Origin of the sequence: Paenibacillus sp. 4624 (genome assembly GCF_050435065.1) — a bacterium.
Classification (GTDB): Bacteria; Bacillota; Bacilli; order Paenibacillales; family Paenibacillaceae; genus Paenibacillus; species Paenibacillus amylolyticus_D.
The window spans coordinates 442971-461761 of record NZ_JBNDJR010000002.1 but is presented as its reverse complement, the minus strand read 5'-3'; the positions used below and the strand labels follow the sequence as shown (position 1 = coordinate 461761).

General features: G+C 47.4%; 15 protein-coding genes. 9 read left to right on the top strand and 6 right to left on the bottom strand.

What is annotated here, in order from left to right; all coding sequences use genetic code 11:
* Positions 1–181: 181 nt before the first annotated feature.
* Entirely contained in the window at positions 182–994 is an 813-nt protein-coding gene (locus ABIE27_RS06405) for a winged helix-turn-helix transcriptional regulator (RefSeq protein ID WP_123064146.1), read from the bottom strand.
* A complete protein-coding gene (locus ABIE27_RS06400) occupies positions 970–1365 on the bottom strand; it encodes a Fur family transcriptional regulator (RefSeq protein WP_090924136.1) in 396 nt (131 codons plus the stop codon). Before ABIE27_RS06400 ends, ABIE27_RS06405 begins: the two co-directional genes overlap by 25 nt.
* A 268-nt stretch (positions 1366–1633) precedes the next feature.
* Between ABIE27_RS06400 and ABIE27_RS06395 the strand changes: the two genes are divergently transcribed.
* On the top strand, positions 1634–2758 hold the full coding sequence (locus ABIE27_RS06395) for a GGDEF domain-containing protein (protein ID WP_123064145.1): 1125 nt from the start codon (positions 1634–1636) through the stop codon (positions 2756–2758).
* A gap of 120 nt (positions 2759–2878) precedes the next feature.
* Here the strand turns inward: ABIE27_RS06395 and ABIE27_RS06390 are convergent, their stop codons facing one another.
* Positions 2879–3817, bottom strand: a complete 939-nt coding sequence (locus ABIE27_RS06390; RefSeq protein ID WP_123064144.1) for an aldo/keto reductase family protein — start codon at positions 3815–3817, stop codon at positions 2879–2881.
* Between the two features lie 281 nt (positions 3818–4098).
* Entirely contained in the window at positions 4099–5736 is a 1638-nt protein-coding gene (locus ABIE27_RS06385) for an ATP-binding response regulator (RefSeq protein ID WP_123064143.1), read from the bottom strand.
* A gap of 456 nt (positions 5737–6192) precedes the next feature.
* On the opposite strand from ABIE27_RS06385, the gene ABIE27_RS06380 reads away from it, so the two are divergent.
* Entirely contained in the window at positions 6193–8154 is a 1962-nt protein-coding gene (locus tag ABIE27_RS06380) for an anaerobic ribonucleoside triphosphate reductase (protein WP_123064142.1), read from the top strand.
* Entirely contained in the window at positions 8151–8660 is a 510-nt protein-coding gene (nrdG, locus tag ABIE27_RS06375) for an anaerobic ribonucleoside-triphosphate reductase activating protein (RefSeq protein WP_429350138.1), read from the top strand. The genes ABIE27_RS06380 and nrdG overlap by 4 nt, the downstream gene beginning before the upstream one ends.
* Positions 8661–8767: 107 nt before the next feature.
* On the opposite strand, the gene ABIE27_RS06370 is transcribed toward nrdG, so the two are convergent.
* Complete coding sequence (locus ABIE27_RS06370; RefSeq protein WP_123064140.1) at positions 8768–10516, bottom strand: methyl-accepting chemotaxis protein; 1749 nt, start codon at positions 10514–10516, stop codon at positions 8768–8770.
* A 293-nt stretch (positions 10517–10809) separates the two neighbouring features.
* Positions 10810–13641: a glycoside hydrolase family 3 C-terminal domain-containing protein gene (locus ABIE27_RS06365; protein ID WP_429350137.1), complete on the bottom strand. Its 2832-nt coding sequence runs from the start codon at positions 13639–13641 to the stop codon at positions 10810–10812.
* Between the two features lie 366 nt (positions 13642–14007).
* On the opposite strand from ABIE27_RS06365, the gene ABIE27_RS06360 reads away from it, so the two are divergent.
* From ABIE27_RS06360 to ABIE27_RS06335, 6 genes are all read left to right on the top strand, one after another.
* On the top strand, positions 14008–15552 hold the full coding sequence (locus ABIE27_RS06360) for an FAD-dependent oxidoreductase (RefSeq protein WP_123064138.1): 1545 nt from the start codon (positions 14008–14010) through the stop codon (positions 15550–15552).
* A gap of 348 nt (positions 15553–15900) precedes the next feature.
* Entirely contained in the window at positions 15901–16512 is a 612-nt protein-coding gene (locus tag ABIE27_RS06355) for a hypothetical protein (protein WP_429350136.1), read from the top strand.
* The gene (locus tag ABIE27_RS06350; RefSeq protein ID WP_123064136.1) at positions 16509–17432 is read left to right on the top strand and encodes a DUF4097 family beta strand repeat-containing protein; all 924 of its coding nucleotides are present in this window, start codon (positions 16509–16511) and stop codon (positions 17430–17432) included. Before ABIE27_RS06355 ends, ABIE27_RS06350 begins: the two co-directional genes overlap by 4 nt.
* An 83-nt stretch (positions 17433–17515) precedes the next feature.
* Positions 17516–18235 (top strand): 3-ketoacyl-ACP reductase, encoded by a 720-nt coding sequence (locus ABIE27_RS06345; RefSeq protein WP_090924125.1) that lies wholly within the window; start codon positions 17516–17518, stop codon positions 18233–18235.
* Between the two features lie 40 nt (positions 18236–18275).
* A complete protein-coding gene (locus ABIE27_RS06340; protein WP_161556914.1) occupies positions 18276–18428 on the top strand; it encodes a hypothetical protein in 153 nt (50 codons plus the stop codon).
* Between the two features lie 95 nt (positions 18429–18523).
* Entirely contained in the window at positions 18524–18682 is a 159-nt protein-coding gene (locus ABIE27_RS06335; RefSeq protein WP_192895082.1) for a hypothetical protein, read from the top strand.
* Positions 18683–18791 lie beyond the last annotated feature (109 nt).

Genomic DNA, 18791 nt, shown 5'->3' with positions numbered 1-18791 from the left:
AGGGGGCTTCATATGATACTGGAAATCACAAAAAAACGCAGACCGATAACGGTCTACGTCATATTTCACCCTGGATGAGCATAATCAGTGGCACAGTAGTGACTGCTCCTCCATTATTTTTTTTGCTGTACGCAGTCATGTGCTTAGATCATCAGCTCTGACTACTATTTTTCGCATATACTTAATCCGCCAATCGGTAGCCTACGCCTCTTACCGTTACGATATACTGCGGGGACGACGCATTATCGCCCAATTTTTTGCGCAAGCTTTTGATATGAACATCTACCACATTGCTTCCGCCTGTAAAATCAGTCTCCCAGATATCACTAAGCATCTCTTCACGCGAGATGACTGCACCTTTGGCATCAATCAGCTTGAGCAGCAGATCATACTCCGTCTTGGTCAGATGAATGCGATCCTGATCACGCTGCACACTCATGCGTTCCCGATCCAGCACCAAGTCTTTGAATCCGATTCGCTGTCCCTCTTCTGGTAAAAAAGCTCGCTTGGGCATCACAGGACTGCTGCCAATCATGCGTTGTACCCGATATAGCGCCTCCTGCGGGCGTGCAGGCCATACAAGCAACTCCTCCTGAAGCATCGGTCCGCTTGCACTGCCAATCATCTTCTCCCCCACCAAGTAGAGACAAGGTGTCGTATGCTCTGCCTCGCGGTTCAACCGGCTGTGGATTCCTGTGAATGCATCAATCGTTCCGGCAACCGAGAGGTCATAGATCAGTAGATCAAAAACAAGGCGTTCATGGAGATCCGGTTCCCAGCGATGGAACACAAGTACGTCAAAACAGCTATCTGTCAGAGCCTTCACCAGTTCATGCACCTGACCCGGCATCGGGCTGATCAGAATGACACGTCTGGTTATCGGGCAGTTGTCCACGAGAGGTGCCGTTCCTGAATCTGCCAGCGCAGGTTTGACCCGAAGCGGCAAACGGCGGCCTGACCATTTCACTTTTACTTGACCCGTTTGGTTTTGCATTCCCCGCAGACACCTCCAAATACCACATGTGCATGATCTATTGAATAACCGGTTTCTGCCGCTACCTGCTTCATCCATTGTGGAGGAACTTCTGTCATCACCTCGTCCACTTTACCGCATACCTCACACATAATATGCTGGTGATCATCCATCCGGGCGTCATATCGGCTTGCTGTTTCGCCAAGTTTAAGCTCCCTGATCAGCTCTTTGTCTGTTAAATAGCGAAGAGAATTATATACGGTGCCATAAGCCAGATTATACCCCTGTTCCACGAGCCGATTCATTACATCGGCAGCTGTTGGATGGTCTTCTGATTTACGTACGACATCATACACCGCTTGCCGTTGTATCGTCAGATTTAACGTTTTCACAACCAAGTCCCCTTTTTTACTGATTTCAATTGTATATACATCTCGAACATTACGTTCGCTTTAGCTTTTTCATATCAAAATCCATTTTGATTTAGATTAAGTATAAATCTTAATGCATAGGGAAGTCAACATTGTCCCATCCGGCTATGTTTTGGAATTTTTATAGCGCATTAAAACCAAACCCTTCAAACATTTGGGATTATATGGTTCGCTCCCACAACGTTTTTCAGATAAAATAGAGGGATGTGCGTAAAAGGGGGGATGCTGGTTGTTAAGCACGTTTTTTGTCAATCTCTGTGTGATCATTTCCTTTCTGTACCTGTCAGGAATAATCGCCAAATACTACAGCATTCGTTTGCCTTTTCCCTCGCTTCGCGTTCAGCTAGTCGGTGGCTTTTTATTCGGTCTATACGGTACAGTGCTTATGAATTATTCTTTCCATATCAATGACAGTACCATTGTAGATCTGCGGCATTTGGCTGTGGTAACTGCAGCCGTATATCTTGGCGGACTCGCTTCGGTGATTACCGGAGTCATCATTGCCATCCTTCGTATCGTTATGTTTGGTATTACCTCAGCTGCCATTGATGCAGCATTCATCATGGTACTACTCGGGCTGGCTGGTGTGTACTTTGCCTACGCATCGTGGTCCAGATTAACCAAAATTATCACCATGAATCTCGTAGGCATGGCCCTGATATTTATTGTGCTATTGATGAACACGCCCAGCATGAATACATTGATGAAAGTATATCCCATACAGATGACTATCGCCTTTGCCGGCGGCCTTTTCATATATTTCATCGCGGAATTTATCAATAGATCCAACGAGATGTTATTTATGCTGGAACGCCGAGCCTCCACAGACCATCTGACGGACCTGAGCAATCGGCGGCAATTCGAACAGTCTCTCCAGTCTGAGCTTCAGCATGCAAAGCAGTATCATCAGAAGCTTTCCTTGCTGGTTATTGATATTGATCGATTCAAAAAGGTAAATGATACGTTTGGTCACTCTGCTGGAGATGCGGTATTGAAGCAGCTTGGGCAATTGCTTGTCGAACATGCGCGTTCCACGGATCTTGTTTCCCGTAACGGTGGAGAAGAATTTGCAATTTTATTGCTCGATTGCGGATATCATCAATCCATGGCTATTGCAGAATCTGTGCGGAAAGCCGTGGCCCGATCTCTTTTCATCTTGCCAGACGGGCAGAACGTAAAGCTCACCATCTCCATTGGTGTAGCCGTTTACCCTGATCACTGTGATGACCATGATGACAACGACCTGTTTGACCAAGCTGATCGGGCGCTGTATGAAGCTAAAAATACGGGACGCAACAAGGTATGCTCTCTATCGCCCCGCAATATCACGGTTGTAGATACCGATCCATTTTGAAATGATGAAAAGTCTTAACGTGCAAAAGGGATGTCTCACCTGCCTCAACCAAGGCAAGTGGACATCCCTTTCCTATACATTAATCAAATGAAGTTCTTACAGTTCCCTCTAGACAACGAGTCAGGCCAAAATTTGTTCAATCTCTGCAATAACACCAGCATCCAGCTTAATTCCAGAAGCTGCAGCATTTTCTTTAACCTGTTCCGGACGGCTCGCTCCAACAAGAGCACTGGAAACATTATTTTGCCGCAAGATCCAGGCCAGCGCCAGTTGTCCCACCTTCAGGTTCAGCTTGTCTGCAACTTCGACCAATTGGCGTACTTTGCCGATACGATCTGCGTTGATTTTCCCTTCATCCCAGCCAAGCTTGGCTGCACGGCTATTCTCGGGAATATCAGAGACAGATGTATACTTCCCTGTTAGCAGACCTTGTGCAAGCGGAGAATAAACAACCTGTCCGATGCCTTTGCGTTCACCCAAAGGAATGATCTCGCTCTCAATATACCGATCAAACATATTATATACCGGTTGATTCACGACAATGCGATCCAGCAACAGACGATCTGCTGTGCCTAGCGCAGCTTCCATCTGAGCCGCTGTCCACTGGCTTACACCTACATACAACACTTTACCATGGCGCACCAGATCGTCCAGTGCACGAAGAGTCTCCTCAATCGGTGTCTCCTGATGATAACGATGGCAATAGTAGATATCGACATAATCAGTGCCAAGGCGATTCAAGCTGGCCTCACACTGCTCCATAATATGTTTGCGGGACAATCCGTGATCGTTAGGACCATCACCCATTTTGTTAAACACTTTCGTTGCAAGCACGTAAGAGCTCCGTGAGTACGCTTTCAATGTTTGGCCAAGCAATACTTCGGCAGCGCCCCTCTCATAAGCATTGGCTGTATCAAAAAAGTTAATGCCTTCATCAAATGCCGTTTCAATTGATTTCACTGCATTTTCACGTTCCACATATCCTCCGTACGTCAACCAGCTACCTAAGCTAATCTCACTTACTTTCAGTCCGCTTCCACCCAACCTGCGATAATCCATGAATGCATGTCCTCCTCAGAATGTAGAAATGATGAAGTTAAGTTCCATATGTTATTGTAACCCAACCTGAACAAATGGAAAGACATATAAATAGAATCTCGGGAAAATACGCAAAAAAGGCACACCGCGATGTGATGTGCCTTTGGTAACCTTGGTAGAGATATTCATCTTCTTAACTCGAATAGAAACATGCCTCTTTTTAACTTCAACAGAAAGCATGTTCTTCTAAAATTCAATAAGGGGATTAGCTTAGGTGACATATACAGATCATGGACAAATTTTTATGGCAAAATAATACTCAGTGCATTTAAAAGCTCAGTCTGCCGAACTGGCTTTGTCAGCACGGCATCAAAGACCTCCGTCTGCTGAATATCCATATGCATCCCATATGGAACGAGCACAATGACAGGCAAGGCTTCAATCTGCTGTTTCAGCGCAATCACGAAATCGACTGTAATGCCCTCACGCAAGCCCAGATCTACAACAGCCACATCCGGCTTGTAACCTTCCTCGATCCACTCATATGCGGTAGCTGAACCCGAAGTCATGCACACATCCATCTCCCATCTTCGCATCAAGGAGGATACCCCCTGCAAAATATCAGGATCTTTGGCGAGCAGCACTTTTTTGGCTTTCAAACGTTGTTGCACACTTGTGATTTGCGGCAAATCCCAATATCTACGTAATGGCAATGAGATCTGGAACTCTGTTTCGTCACCTTGCGGACTGTTCACCTGAATACGACCATGCATCAGAATGGCCAGATTCTGGCTGACTGCTAGCCCGAGATTGCTGCCAATCAGTTTCTCCGTACTGATCGTGTCCAGTTTGGCAGTAGAGGTCCGCAAACGGTTTTCGGATAACAGCTGCCCCGTGTATCTAACCCGTAGCAAGAGACGACTTGTATCCTCTGTTTCCTCGCCCCTCATCTCTGCTGTCACCAGCACAGCACCTTCCCGAGTCGAATCTATTGCGTATTGCATTACATGGCCCAACATCTGGCCAATCTTGATCTCATCACCAATGAAAACTTGCGATACATTCAGATTCAGGTTTAATCCCAGTTCTATCTTTTTGCTTGCGGCTGTTCCGGCATAGAGATAGACGGTGTTCTCAATGGTGCTGACCAAATCAAAGGGATCATCATGAATAACTGTTTTCCCTGCCTCATTGATGTTAAAGTTCATCATGTTGTTGAGCAGTGAAAGCAGAATATTACCGCTCGTTTCAATCATATTCACATACTCAGCTTGTTCCTCCGACATATCGGGTGTCCGCATCAGATCCGTTAATCCCAAAATGCCGTTCAGCGGATTACGAATCTCATGACTCATCAGTTTGAGCATTTGTGTCTTGGTCATGGCCTCGGATTCAGCACGTTCCTTCTCCGCCTGTAATTTCTCTTGTAGCTGTTCTGAATCGCTAAGTCTCTGCTCCTGAACGTGCAACGCACTCTCCAAGTCGACAACGTATCCCAGAAATACAGCCATGGCTTTCAGCGTCTTCATATCGGTTTCACTGATCTTATATCCTGGATCGTCCATTATGCATATCGTTCCGAAGGCTTCACCTGTTCTACGTACAATAGGTACTCCCACGAAAAATCGATTTCCCAGTCCACCCGTGACATCCATTAATCGTGTCACAGAATGCCCGGTGGTCTCCGAAATGGTGACGACACTGTTATTGTCTCTCAAGACCAGGCTGCAGTAAGATTCCATAAACGGAAGTGCAGTCCCTTTGACAATCAATTCTTCCTTGCGGTTGAAGGCTTCCAGAATGAAATTGGTCACTCCATCATTCGTAGCTACGAAGATGGTATTCACTCTTAATATGCCACTTAATACGTCCACAATGTGGGACGCTGCTTCTTCAATATTTTCATAGAAGCCTTGGTTAACGCCTTCTACCGTCCCCATGATCCAACCCCTCTTTGTTTGTCTTGGCTGCTATATTAAATTCACCGATCAGAATGTTAATTCACATGCAGGGGTCTGCCGGGGAATCCGAACGATTGTCACAAACTATACTTATATGTTTAACACCACAGAAGTACAAGAGAATCATCCTGGTGCCTGTAACCTCTTTTCTCACCGAACAGATCTGAAAAAACGCTTCGATCCACGATATCTGTCTTGTAAGTTTATACTTGCAGGGTAAGTAGAAATTATACGCCTCTGTTTGAAATTTGGGAACCTTAAACCCGCGCCAAATCCCGGAAGACGCTCTTCTTCCTCACAGGGGGTGTGATCATAATCACACCCAAAAAACCACATATAGTTTATAAATGGATAATATCAATCTACATGTAGTATATATCTCATATATTAATCCAATTATAATCTATTCAAAAATCATTTAGGAGGCACGTTTACATGACTATGCTAGAGCATGCCGCACCACCGGCAACCGATCTGTTATCTGACCTGGGAAGACGTATTATTGGCGCAGAAGACGCTGATACGCTGAGGGAGAATGCAAATCTGAATGGAGATTCCTTCAGCGGCAAGATGAGCAGGCTCGGATCGGAGACAGCCAAATGGCATGCCATGCGTCATGTATTGCCAGAAGCGCTTGCAGATGCGGTGGAGAATGGCGATCTGTATGTGCACGATCTGGATCAGTATGCCCTCGGAACAACCAACTGCATTTTTATTCCATTCGATCGATTGCTGGCTTCCGGCTTCAATACGGGGAATGGATCGGTTCGCACACCACAGACGATTATGTCTGCGATGGCTCTGGTCGCAATCATCTTTCAGTCGCAGCAAAACAGCCAGTACGGCGGCGTATCTGCCAACAAAATCGACTGGGATCTCGCACCTTATGTGCAGCGTTCATTCATAAAACATTTCCGCAAAGGGCAGCGGCTTTTTAATGAACAGGCTTTGCTCACGGACGAGCAGCTGCATCTGGACAGCACCGAAGCGAAGCAGCATTGCCCACATGCATTTGCTTTTGCATATGAAGAGACGGAGCTGGAAACAGGACAAGCTGCCGAATCTCTTATACATAACCTGAATACGATGAGCAGTCGGGCGGGCGGACAGATTCCCTTTACATCGCTGAACTATGGCATGTGTACATCAGCTGAGGGTCGTCTTGTGTCCCGCTCCCTGCTGGAAGCAACGATTCGTGGCCTTGGACATGGGGAAACGCCTGTATTTCCACAGCATATTTTTCAGTGCAAGCAAGGGGTTAATCAGGCCCAGGGCGACCCGAACTATGACTTATTCCGCCTGGCGGTAACCTGTTCTTCGCGGCGCATGTACCCTAACTTTGTCAATGTGGATGCAACGTTTAATTTACCTTTTTATCATCCGGAAGACCCGGACACGATCATTGCGACGATGGGCTGCCGCACACGTACCCTTGCGGATCGGTTTGGACGAAATCGGCAGAGTGGTAAAGGAAATCTGTCCTTCAATACCGTCAATCTGGTGAAGCTCGGGATTCGGTTTGGCATTTGCCAAAATCAGCGGGCTGTCGCGGATCGGGAAGGATTCTATGTGGCTCTGGATAAAATCATGCACAATGCTGTGGATGGTTTACTTCATCGGTATGCCATTCAGAAAAAACAGCCTGCCAAATCATCGGACTTCATGATGCGTGAGGGGGTATGGGAAGGCGGAGAGAAGCTGGAACCGGATGAGCCGGTTGCCGATCTGTTGAAACACGGCACGTTGTCTCTTGGATTTATCGGACTCGCCGAATGTATGACTGCTATGTATGGGCGCCATCATGGACAAGATATGCATGTGCATCGCGAGGCGCTGCATGTGATTCGCACGATGAGAGCGTTCTGTGATCGGATGAGTGAGTTGCATAACCTGAACGTTACGCTCTTTGCTACACCTGCTGAAGGTCTATCCGGCAAATTCACCAAATTAGACCGGGCACGGTACGGGCCCATCTCCGGTGTAAATGAGCGGGAATATTATACGAACTCATTCCATATTCCGGTCTATTATAACCTTCCAGCCTACCGTAAGATCGAACTGGAAGCTCCATTTCACGCTCTGTGTAATGCGGGAGCCATCTCTTATGTTGAACTTGACGGCAATGTACGGGCGAATACAGCAGCCTTTATGCGTATCGTACAGTACGCGCTGGCACAGGATATCGGTTACTTCTCGATTAACCATCCGATTGATCGCTGCCCTGAATGCGGGTATGAGGGGGCCATCGGTGATACCTGCCCAGAATGTGAAGTTCACGAAAATGAGGTTCACTTCCAGCGCTTGCGCCGTGTAACCGGTTATCTGACAGGAGATTACAAGGTACGCTTCAATGCTGCGAAGCAGGCCGAAGTGCGGGATCGGGTGAAACACCGGTGAATCTGTTTGGTTACATTCCCGAGTCGGTCAATGAAGGAACCGGCCTGCGTGCTGTGCTGTTTATCAGCGGATGCCGCCACGCATGTCCGGGCTGCTTCAGCCCGGATTCTTGGAGTTTCCGCGCAGGTGAACCCTTTACAGAAGAGTGGCAGCAGCAGATTTTGCAGGAGGTCACGAACCATCCGCTGCTGGATGGCGTGACGTTATGCGGGGGTGACCCCTTTTTCACAGCAGCAGCATGTACTCGGTGGGTACGCCAGTTTCGGGATGCCCGTCCGGATCTGACAGTATGGGCGTACACGGGGTTTGATTACGAAGAACTCATTACCGACCCGGAGAGAGCCGCGCTTGCGCAGCTGTGTGACGTAATTATTGACGGACGATACGTTGCGGCAGAGCGCGATGTATCTCTGCCCTTCCGTGGAAGCCGTAATCAGCGTTTGATCGATGTACGGGCCACTCAGGCATCTGGAAACATCGTTACATTGCATCTCGGTGCAGTGTAACGATGTTTTTATTGTATACAGAAAAAACGAGCAATAAAGTGAACACCAAAAAGTAAAGCAGCCTCTGCTGCTGTTCGCATGTTCAGAGCCTGCTTCACTAACCCTCGTTATACCTGAAACCTTTGGATGACCTGATTCAGTTCGTAAGCCAAACTTCTCAGCTCGTGAGAGAGGCTTGATACTTCTTCCATCAGCGCCAGTTGTTCTTCCGAAGAAGCACGGGCCTTGTTCGCATTGTCGGATGAATCCGTGGCCACGGTACCCAGCTGTTCCAGGGAAGCTGCAATCTGATCACTGCTGGCTGACATTTGCTCGGAGGCGGCAGATACTTCGTAGACTTGTCCCGATACCTTTTGAATAGATTCGACGATCTGGCGGAAAGTTTCTGCCGTTACGACGGATGTCTCTGCTCCTTGTTTAGCGACATCCACCGACTCTTCAATGGAGGTCACTGCCTTCTCCGTATGATTCAGAATACCTTGCAAGATCTGGTCGATCTGATCGGAAGACTCTTTGGAGCGAGCCGAAAGCTTCTGAATCTCTTGTGCAACCACGGCAAAGCCTCTTCCTGTCTCCCCTGCTCTAGCTGCCTCAATGGAAGCATTCAGCGCAAGCAGGCTCGTCTGATCCGCAATATCCCGAATCATGGACATGATTCCACCGATGCTGCCGTTCAGTTGTTGAAGATCATGGAGAACGACAACCGTGCCTGACATGTTAAGTTCAATCTTCTGCATCTGATCGACCATCGTTGTAATATCTGCCTCGCCTCGGCTAGCGAGATCGGTTGTATCCGAAGCCAGTTCAGCAACCACCTGAGATGAATCAGCAATTCGTTTGATGCCAATGACCATTTCGCCAATGGATTCCTGGCATTCATTCGTGGATTGTCGTTGCTGTTCTGCCCCGGAGGACACCTGCAGCATCGATTCGGTAATCTCTTGTGAAGCTTCAGTGGTACGTTCTGAACTCATCTGAAGATCCGCAGCTGAGCGGGTCACACTCGCAGAAGTGGACTGAATGCCTGTAATCAGTTGCTGTAGACCCCCAAGCATATGATTAAATGCGTTGGCAGTTTGGCCGATCTCATTGTTATTGCGTACATCCAGGCTGACGGTCAGATTACCCTCGGCTGCCTGCTTCGATACGTCTGCCAGTTTCTGTAATGGTCGAAGTACAATTCGAGCCAGAATGACCATAACCAGAATCATGATGATTGCAATGGCAAATCCACTCCCCAGACTGTACAAAAACATCCACATCTGATCCTGCTTGACTTGGGCTGCGTCCAAATCCAGACCAAAAATAGCAATCGTCTTACCCGTATCATCTTTAATCGTGCTTAGATAGGTCACCCACGTCCCAGCAGTATCCGTGTAAGATTCTGTAAGAGCGGTTCCGTTCTGGAATACATGATCATATGTATCTTGAACTATATCTGGAATTTCATATTCGACACCGGGGACCATATCCATTTCATAGAGAGCCTGATTGACTTGCAACCCAGTTAAGATCTGTTTCCCATCACGTTCAATAATATCCGATTTGAATATATAGGCGTTTGCAATGGAGGCAACGCCTGTCATCGCATCGAGTTGTTCTTTCAATGACGTCAGTTCGGGAGATGTTGGGTTAGGTGAAGCCTCCAGTTGCTGATTCGCTTGTTCTACCCATTTATGGTTGAGCTGAAGCTGATTGGACAGCGCCTTACCTACCTGATTGATTTCTTCGTAGTAAGCCTGCTGACTTTGTTTGAAATTCAACACACTCATCAGGATGATCATTACAAACAAAATGATGGCAATCAGGACAGAACTGGTGAAAACTAAACTTCGATTGCGGAAGTAGCGTAACATTGGAGATTCCCCTTTTCCTTTACTTTTCTAGCTTACATATCCGTCCTGATAAAGAATGCGTTCGGGTTCGATTCCTTTCTCCACCTATGCCTATAGCATATGATATGAAACTATATAGTATATATCGTTATATAATTGTTATTTATGAATGGGGATTATGTAAAAATCAAAAAAGGCCCACCCGCAAAAACGGGTTGACCTCATACGTATAAAGAGTAGGAATAGAAGAAGATTAGTGACTTCTCACTCTATTCTTAACCTATTCCTAACCCCTTCTTATTCCATCCTGAAGGTTAACGAACTTCAAAATGACGAACACGGGCGCCCGCAGGTAACACCAGGAAGACATCCTGCACTCCTGATGCGCCTGTCAGTTCAACCTGTACCGTAGACCACCGCTGGGCACCGCCTTGTGCCAGTTCTACACGTCCTGCGATTATACCATCTGGCGCACCCAATCTCACCTCCAGCACACCTCCCTGCTGTTCTGAGGATAGACGTGCCACAAAAGCAGTGGCCCCGTTGCCGAGGTCGGCATTTTTAAAGACGATCCACCCCTGCTCCCCTATGACACGGACAGCTGTGCCGCCCTCTTTGCACTCATCCAGTTCCACACTCTGATAAGCATCATAGTTCTCGGCGCGTGTAGTCACACTCAGGTCACGAGCAGGTATGGTCTCTCCATCTATTTTTAGATCCGCGACCAACTGCACATCCGAGGAAGATTTGGCTGCCATAATCGAATAGATGCCCTCCTCCACTACATAGCGATCACGAGTAACATCCCAGATGGCCAGCTCCTGAACAGGCAGGTCAAAATGAACGGTTGCTGTTGCTCCAGCTTCAATATGAAGACGTCGGAATGCTTTTAGCGTTTTGAGTGGACGTTTCACTCGTGACTTGCCTGCGCGCACATACAACTGCACGACCTCGTCACTGGCGATTGAACTAGTATTCGTCACATCCACACGAATGGCAACGCGGTCGTCTTTTCCTGCTTGTGCAGGACTAACCTCCAGATTGCTGTATTTAAATGAAGCATAGGTCAGACCATGTCCGAACGGATATAACACATTTCCTTCAAAATATTGATACGTGCGACCCGCTTGGATAATGTCATAATCCCGGATATCAGGCAGTTGATCTTCCGATTGCACCCAGGTCATGTTCAGACGGCCCGCAGGTGCATAATCTCCGTACAATACGTCAGCTACTGCGTTCCCCAGCTCCTGTCCGGCGTGTGACGTATACAGGACGGCTGGAATATTCTCCTGAACCCAGTTGCAGGTAAATGGATAACTTCCTACAATCACCACTATGGTGCTCGGGTTAGCCTCATATACAGCCTTTACCAGTTGAAGCTGTGATTCAGCCAGCTCCAGACTTGGGCGATCCACTTCTTCTTTGCCGTTAACAAGCGGGTTGTTACCGACAAATACAATCGCTGTCTCGGCTTCTTTGGCTACAGCAACAGCTTCGTCAATCCCACTGGATACGACATTTTGCTCGAATAGCTCTGCAACACCGAACGTTTTCAACTCTTCGGTCACCTTGAGTGCATCATGACCATCGTTCGATGCCGTCACGGTTTTACCATTCCATGTGGTAAGCCCCACACGACCATCCGCCTGTGGCAACAGATGAAATACTTCTTTGACAAACCAGCCGTATACTTCATTAGCCGAAGCTGTGACAGACTCTTCATCTGTGGTCAGGTATTTGCCGTTACTCTCCGCCTGCAACGTGTAACTGCCAAACCCCCAATCCGTCACCCGGAATATCTCGGCTTCTTCTGAAGCTTTCACTGCCATCTCAGATGAGCCTTCCGCTCTGGTTAGGCCCAGCTTTTGGCCACTTGCTGCAGATGTCAGCGTGATGCGATCGTCACCATCTTTGAAGGTAACATTATCACTGCCCACTTTGCCGCGAATGGCTTCCAGAGGCGTGATGCTGTAGGGTAGCGTACCCGCATACCAATCCCGATAGACCGTTCCGCCGAGCTGACCAATCACAGCTACTTTTCCTGCTTTTGTTTTGTCTAATGGAAGGGTGCCTTTATCGTTTTTGAGCAGTACCACTTGCTCTCTTGCCGCCCGGAGAGAAAGTGCTTTGGCCTTCTCCGTCATCATGGATTCCTCGCCAATTGCAGCGTACGGATTGCCTTCTTCCGGATCAAATTCACCTAGACGGAATCTCACACGGAATGTATTGAACAAAGCTTTGTCGATATCTTCCATGGTCAGGAGCCCCTGCTCCAGCCCTTCACGAAGCGCTTGTTTGGACAGTTCGGCATCATCGGTGATGCTGTCAATACCTGCTTTGACCGACTCTACCGTACCCGGTGTGTGTGAATCATAATACTTATGATCATTCTTGATGCCCATCACGTCGCCCGCATCACTGACGATAAATCCGTCCATCCCCCATTCACCTTTGACGATCTCGTTCACAAAAGGATGCAGTAGAGCCGGCGTGCCATTAATCGAGTTGTACGCTGTCATCATCGACTGTGCTCCGCCTTGCTTGAATGGCTTTTCAAATGCTTTCAAATAATATTCGCGCATATTGCGTGGATCAATGCTGGATGAACCGTTGCCACGATCCACTTCGTTGTTGTTGCCTAGGAAGTGTTTGAGCGTCGCTACGGCCTTGTAATACTTGGAATGGTCGCCCTGAATGCCTTTGACCAGTGCGGTTGTCAACTCTGCAGTCAGTTCCGGGTCCTCACCATACGCCTCTTCATTTCGTCCCCAGCGCGGGTCACGTTCCATATCCACCGTGGGTGCCCAGAGTGTAAGACCGTTGACGGCAGGATTGCGTTTATAAAATACACGCGCCTCGTCTCCGATAACGGAGCCGATCTCTTTCATCAGGTCTGTATCCCACGTACATGCCAGCCCTACAGGCTGTGGGAATGAGGTAGCTTCACCAAGCCATGCCAAGCCGTGAGCAGCTTCCGTTCCATGTTTGTAAGCAGCAACACCCAGGCGTTCTACGGCTGGCTGGTATTGCAGCATGGATTCAATTTTTTCATCGTCCGTCAAGCGGCACACAAGGTCCTTCACTCGATCGTTAAGTGCCATTGTTGTATCTTGAAACGGATATTTCGTTTGATGAGTTGTCATATCTAATCTCCCTTTAATGTATAGTGTAGAATTATGATAGCGAATACATTTTAATTCGTGGAAGTGGTCCATAACTTCTGAATTTTCTCTCCAAAATAAGTAAGAAACCTTTATAAATCACGATATATATATATTTCAAAAAATATAAACCATAAATATAAAACGGTTTCGATAATCCTACTATAAAACATTCTGATATAAAAAAACAGAGGGGCATTTCAAGAAAATGTTCCTCTTCCTTTCTTAAAATAAGCGGCTGCTCGTTTTTTTCTGGCATACTCTGGCAATCCTGAATAGAAGTACAGGGACTCAGCTTCTGAACGTCCCCTATTATGCTGTGATCATGATCTAGGAGGAAACCATTCCATGAATAACAATGAGCAGTTGAAGACCAACTTGCCGCAGGTACCCGAATCTCTGTGGCGTGCCGCGAATACATTCGAATCTTATCCGAAGTTAACAGAAGATACTACAGCTGATGTAGCAATTATCGGAGCCGGGATCGCTGGCATTACAACAGCGTACTTGCTGGCCCAGTCTGGTCTGAGTGTGGTTTTGCTTGAAGCCGGAAAAGTGCTGGACGGCACAACCGGACATACAACAGCCAAAGTATCTGCACAGCACGGCGTCATCTATGATGAAATCATGCATCACTTCGGACATGAGCAGGCACGGATGTACTATGAAGGGAATGCAAATGCAGCGAGCTGGATGCGCAGTCTAGTCAAGGAAAAGCAGATCGATTGTCAGTGGGCTGATGAAGATGCCTATGTCTATATTCAATCCGAAGACAATATCAAAAAGCTGGAGGTCGAGCTGACCGCTTATGGTAAACTCAACATCCCTGGTGAATGGGTAGACCCCCTTCCGATTCCTGTCCCCTCCAGAGCAGGCATTCGTATGCCTGGACAAGCACGTTTCGACCCTTTAGCTTACCTGCATTACCTGCTTGCTTCAGCTGTGAAGCAAGGGGTTCGTGTCTATGAACATACGACGGTAACGGACGTGGAAGAAGAAACCTCTCTGAAAATCCGAACCTATGGCGGTTCATTCGTGACGGCAGAGCATATCGTTGTCGCTTCCCATTTTCCCGTATACGATCCCGGTTTTTACTTTACGCGACTTCATGCTGAACGCTCCTATGCGGTGATGGTTGAACCCGAGAAGCCCTATGCAGGCGGCATGTACATCTCCGATGATGATCCAGCCCGTTCTCTTCGTGCTGTTATCCATAATGGTAAAGAGCATATTCTGTTCGGCGGAGAAAATCATAAAACCGGACAAGGCATCTGTACCTTTGGCCACTACGAGCGTCTGGAAAAGTATGCGTCCGAGACGTTTGGGATTCGCAATATCCCGTTTCGCTGGTCTGCCCAGGATCTGATCTCGATAGATAAAGTGCCCTACATCGGGCCGATCACCGGAAGGCATGAACGGATATATGTCGCTACAGGCTTTGCCAAATGGGGCATGACCACAGGCACGATGGCTGGACATCTGCTGGCAGACCGAATTACCGGCAGAGATAATCCGCACGCAGAAGTATTTGATCCGGCAAGATTCAAGGCAGACCCGAGTTTCAAACACTTTATCGTAGAGAACGTCAATGTTGCGAAGGAGTTAATTGCAGGCAAAGTCGGCATCGTGCACAAAAATGTAAACGAGCTTGGCAACGACGAGGGCGCAGTCGTGCGTCATAACGGTAAAAGGGCTGGTGCCTATAAGGACACCAGCGGTAAGCTGTTCCTGGTGGACACGACATGCACCCACTTGGGATGCGAAGTGGAGTGGAATAATGGGGAACGTTCCTGGGACTGCCCGTGTCACGGCTCCCGGTTTAATTATGAAGGACATGTCATTGAAGGGCCTGCGGTCGAAGACTTGCCCATCCTGGATGTGCAGGAGCAGTAAATACAGTAGAAGTAAACCATGTAGCATATAAGCCCTACCAGATGCACAGAAGATGTATTTCTGAACTCCATGTGTGAACGTACGTAGAGTTCCCTGACATACATCTCATCTCATAGACCGGATCGGTATCCGTCTCCAGACGGAAGCAGCCGAGCCGGTTTTTCTGTATGCTGATATAGAAGTAGGTTATAACACGATCTCACATTACATCAATACTGAATGCGTGGATGAGTCCACTAGTACTGCACTAAAACCATACATACGAATGATTTTAGAACAGAACCAAGAGCAGGGAACGATGTGAATGTAAACATCCAGTTTAAAATAAGGCTTCGAAAGGAACACAAGATGAATAGACAACAATTTATGCAAGCTATGGAATTGGTTTTACGTCCGATGGACCGGCTGGAACGTGCTGAACTACTTGCAGGTTATGCCCACAAGTTTACGCTAGGGTTACGTGAAGGCAAATCGGAGGAAGACATTGCACGGGAGCTCGGCCACCCGGAGGAGATTGCACGTAAAGTACTCGGTGAACGGTATAACGCTAACGCATACTCTGACACATCCGATAGAGGTAGAGTTCCCTTCGATGCACCATCGTTCAGAGAGATGAAACCACCTGTTAATCACAATCGGGCTACGCGGAACTTTTTTGTATGCATCGGTCTGATCTTCCTTAACCTTGTACTCATGATTCCGATCGGTCTTAGCCTCTGGTCCGTGTGGCTTACGATTGCAAGTCTATCCTTACTTGCTCTGGCTCCTGTCGCTGCTGCCTTCGACTATCTGTATCTGAATCACCTTGAAACAACAGAAGTTTTCGTTGCCATTGGGCTGCTCGGTATCGGCATTCTGTTTGCCCTTGCCTCCAAATTTGTCTTTATTGCATTTAAGAATGTGACACTTCGCTATATTCGGTGGAATGTAAACGTGATGAAAGGGGATGTTTCTGCATGAGCACCAAAAAATGGATAGCACTTGCTCTCGTCTGCATTGGAATAGGTTTACTTGGAACATCGGTCTATGGTTTTCAGTTCAAGGATGAAAGGGAAGCCTACAGCAAGCGGTGGGAACTCAACACCGGGGGACTGCAAGATGATCTGCAAAATATTCAGCTGGATGGTAACTTTAATGCGGATATTGAATTCATCGTTAGTCCAGATAACAATGCGTATATCGAAGTGGATGGAAAGTGGGATCCTGAGGTTATTCAAAGTTTCGAGGAGGCAAGTTTTACTGATGGAACATTCCAGCTGGCGCTGCAAAAACACAACCGTCTGAAGTTGTTCTCTTTTAATTGGAACTGGGGGGAACAAGATTCAAGAATAATCGTGGCTTTGCCAAAAGGATATCCCTTGAATGATGTCACATTACACTCTAGCTCAGCGGATTGGGATATAACTGGGCTAAATGCTGAACACTTGGAGATGAAAAGCACCTCAGGCTCCATCGTATTGCGTGATATTCAGGTTCCTCGCATTGAATTGTCACTGACCTCAGGGGACATTGCTGCTTCTGCTATCCAAGGCGATTTAGCCGTAGAACAGACATCAGGAAGCTTCACGGCAACACGAATCGATGGAAAAGTAAACAGCGTGATTCAATCAGGAGATGTGGAAATTGCACAATTGAATGGTGAGGCTAATGTTGAATTCACATCCGGCAGTATTGATATCCAGCAATCTCACGCAGCGCCTATTCAGGTATCAGGGACATCGGGGGATATATCTATTCAAGCTGCGCCTGATTTTGATGGGATTTATGAGGCCAAGGCTACTTCGGGCGATGTTAATATACCGGAGTCACCAGGCATAAGTCAGGATGTGATCCAGGCACGCACGACCTCTGGTAGCATTCGAATCACCCAACCGCGCTAACGTGTGATGAAGCATATTTCCGATCATTGGGTAAAGTATAGTATAATCAAGTGCTAACCCAAATGCTGAGGAGGAATATTCCTATGGAACTTAAAAATAAAACAGCCATCATTACTGGCGCCGGTAAAGGTATTGGACGTGCCATCGCGGAAGCCCTTGCCAAAGAAGGCGTACATCTTGGACTGATCGCCCGCACAGCTTCCGATCTGCAAGCTCTTCAAGAGTCTTTAAGCCAGCAATATGGCGTGAAAGTAACGAGTGCTGCAGCAGACATCTCGGATCGCTCTCAAGCTGAAGCAGCGGTAGCAGCTATTGAGATGGAGCTTGGAGCGGTAGATATCCTCATTAACAATGCCGGAATTGGAAGTTTCGGTACACTGTTAGAGATGGATCCTGAAGAGTGGGAACGCATCCTGCATGTGAATGTCATGGGTACATACTATGTAACTCGCGCCATTCTTCCAAGCATGATCAAGGAAAGCAGCGGCAGCATCATTAACATTGCTTCAACGGCAGGTGAGCGCGGATTCGCTACAGGTTCAGCCTACTGTGCGTCCAAATTCGCATTGCTTGGCATGACGGAATCCTTAATGCAGGAAGTTCGCAAATCCAACATTCGTGTAACCGCGTTGACACCAAGCACCGTGAATACGGAACTGGCTGTGAATGCCGGACTCAAAATCGGAGACGAGGATCGCATGATGCAAGCCGAAGATGTAGCCGAACTGGCGCTGGCCACACTCAAGCTGTCTGACCGCGTATTCGTCAAAGCCGCAGGGATCTGGACAACCAATCCACAGTAAGATGTGAGTGAAGGTTTCCACCAATGAATTGAGGCATGCAATGAAGACACCATCAACCAGCATTTTGGTTGGTGGTTTTTGTGTTTATTATAGAAAGGATAACAAACGCATTCGTGAAGATGCTGAAGGTAAAAAATTCAAAATTAGATATGACTCTGCTGGGAAACGTCAGGAGTTTGAATATCATGAGTAAGACCAAACCAGTTATGACTGTGTTTGCTGGAACTAACGGTGCAGAATGGTCATTAGATTGCTGAAGAGGATATCCGTTATCGATATGGTGAATCATTGAAGAACCTTACACCAGCTCTAACCACTGCAGATCGAGTTGTCATCATTGATAATACATACGAGCCTATTATTGTAGCGGAAATCATGAAAGAGCAATTAATCTATCGTGTAGATCTCATCCCTGCTTGGGCTAATCCTATTTTGGCTCAATACTGATACTCGAGTGACATTATAACTGTGACTACATCCCTTAAAGCTTACGTATCAATATCTTCGGACGGAGGTCAGGCTCCCCTCACCTCCAATAACAACAGAAAGGTCCCAG

Coding starts and splice junctions, on each gene's coding strand:
- ABIE27_RS06350 (WP_123064136.1), top strand. CDS start 16,509: ATGAGCACCAAAAAATGGATAGCACTTGCTCTCGTCTGCATTGGAATA.
- ABIE27_RS06355 (WP_429350136.1), top strand. CDS start 15,901: ATGAATAGACAACAATTTATGCAAGCTATGGAATTGGTTTTACGTCCG.
- ABIE27_RS06345 (WP_090924125.1), top strand. CDS start 17,516: ATGGAACTTAAAAATAAAACAGCCATCATTACTGGCGCCGGTAAAGGT.
- ABIE27_RS06360 (WP_123064138.1), top strand. CDS start 14,008: ATGAATAACAATGAGCAGTTGAAGACCAACTTGCCGCAGGTACCCGAA.
- ABIE27_RS06385 (WP_123064143.1), bottom strand. CDS start 5,736: ATGGGGACGGTAGAAGGCGTTAACCAAGGCTTCTATGAAAATATTGAA.
- ABIE27_RS06340 (WP_161556914.1), top strand. CDS start 18,276: ATGAAGACACCATCAACCAGCATTTTGGTTGGTGGTTTTTGTGTTTAT.
- ABIE27_RS06405 (WP_123064146.1), bottom strand. CDS start 994: ATGCAAAACCAAACGGGTCAAGTAAAAGTGAAATGGTCAGGCCGCCGT.
- ABIE27_RS06380 (WP_123064142.1), top strand. CDS start 6,193: ATGACTATGCTAGAGCATGCCGCACCACCGGCAACCGATCTGTTATCT.
- ABIE27_RS06365 (WP_429350137.1), bottom strand. CDS start 13,641: ATGACAACTCATCAAACGAAATATCCGTTTCAAGATACAACAATGGCA.
- ABIE27_RS06390 (WP_123064144.1), bottom strand. CDS start 3,817: ATGGATTATCGCAGGTTGGGTGGAAGCGGACTGAAAGTAAGTGAGATT.
- ABIE27_RS06370 (WP_123064140.1), bottom strand. CDS start 10,516: ATGTTACGCTACTTCCGCAATCGAAGTTTAGTTTTCACCAGTTCTGTC.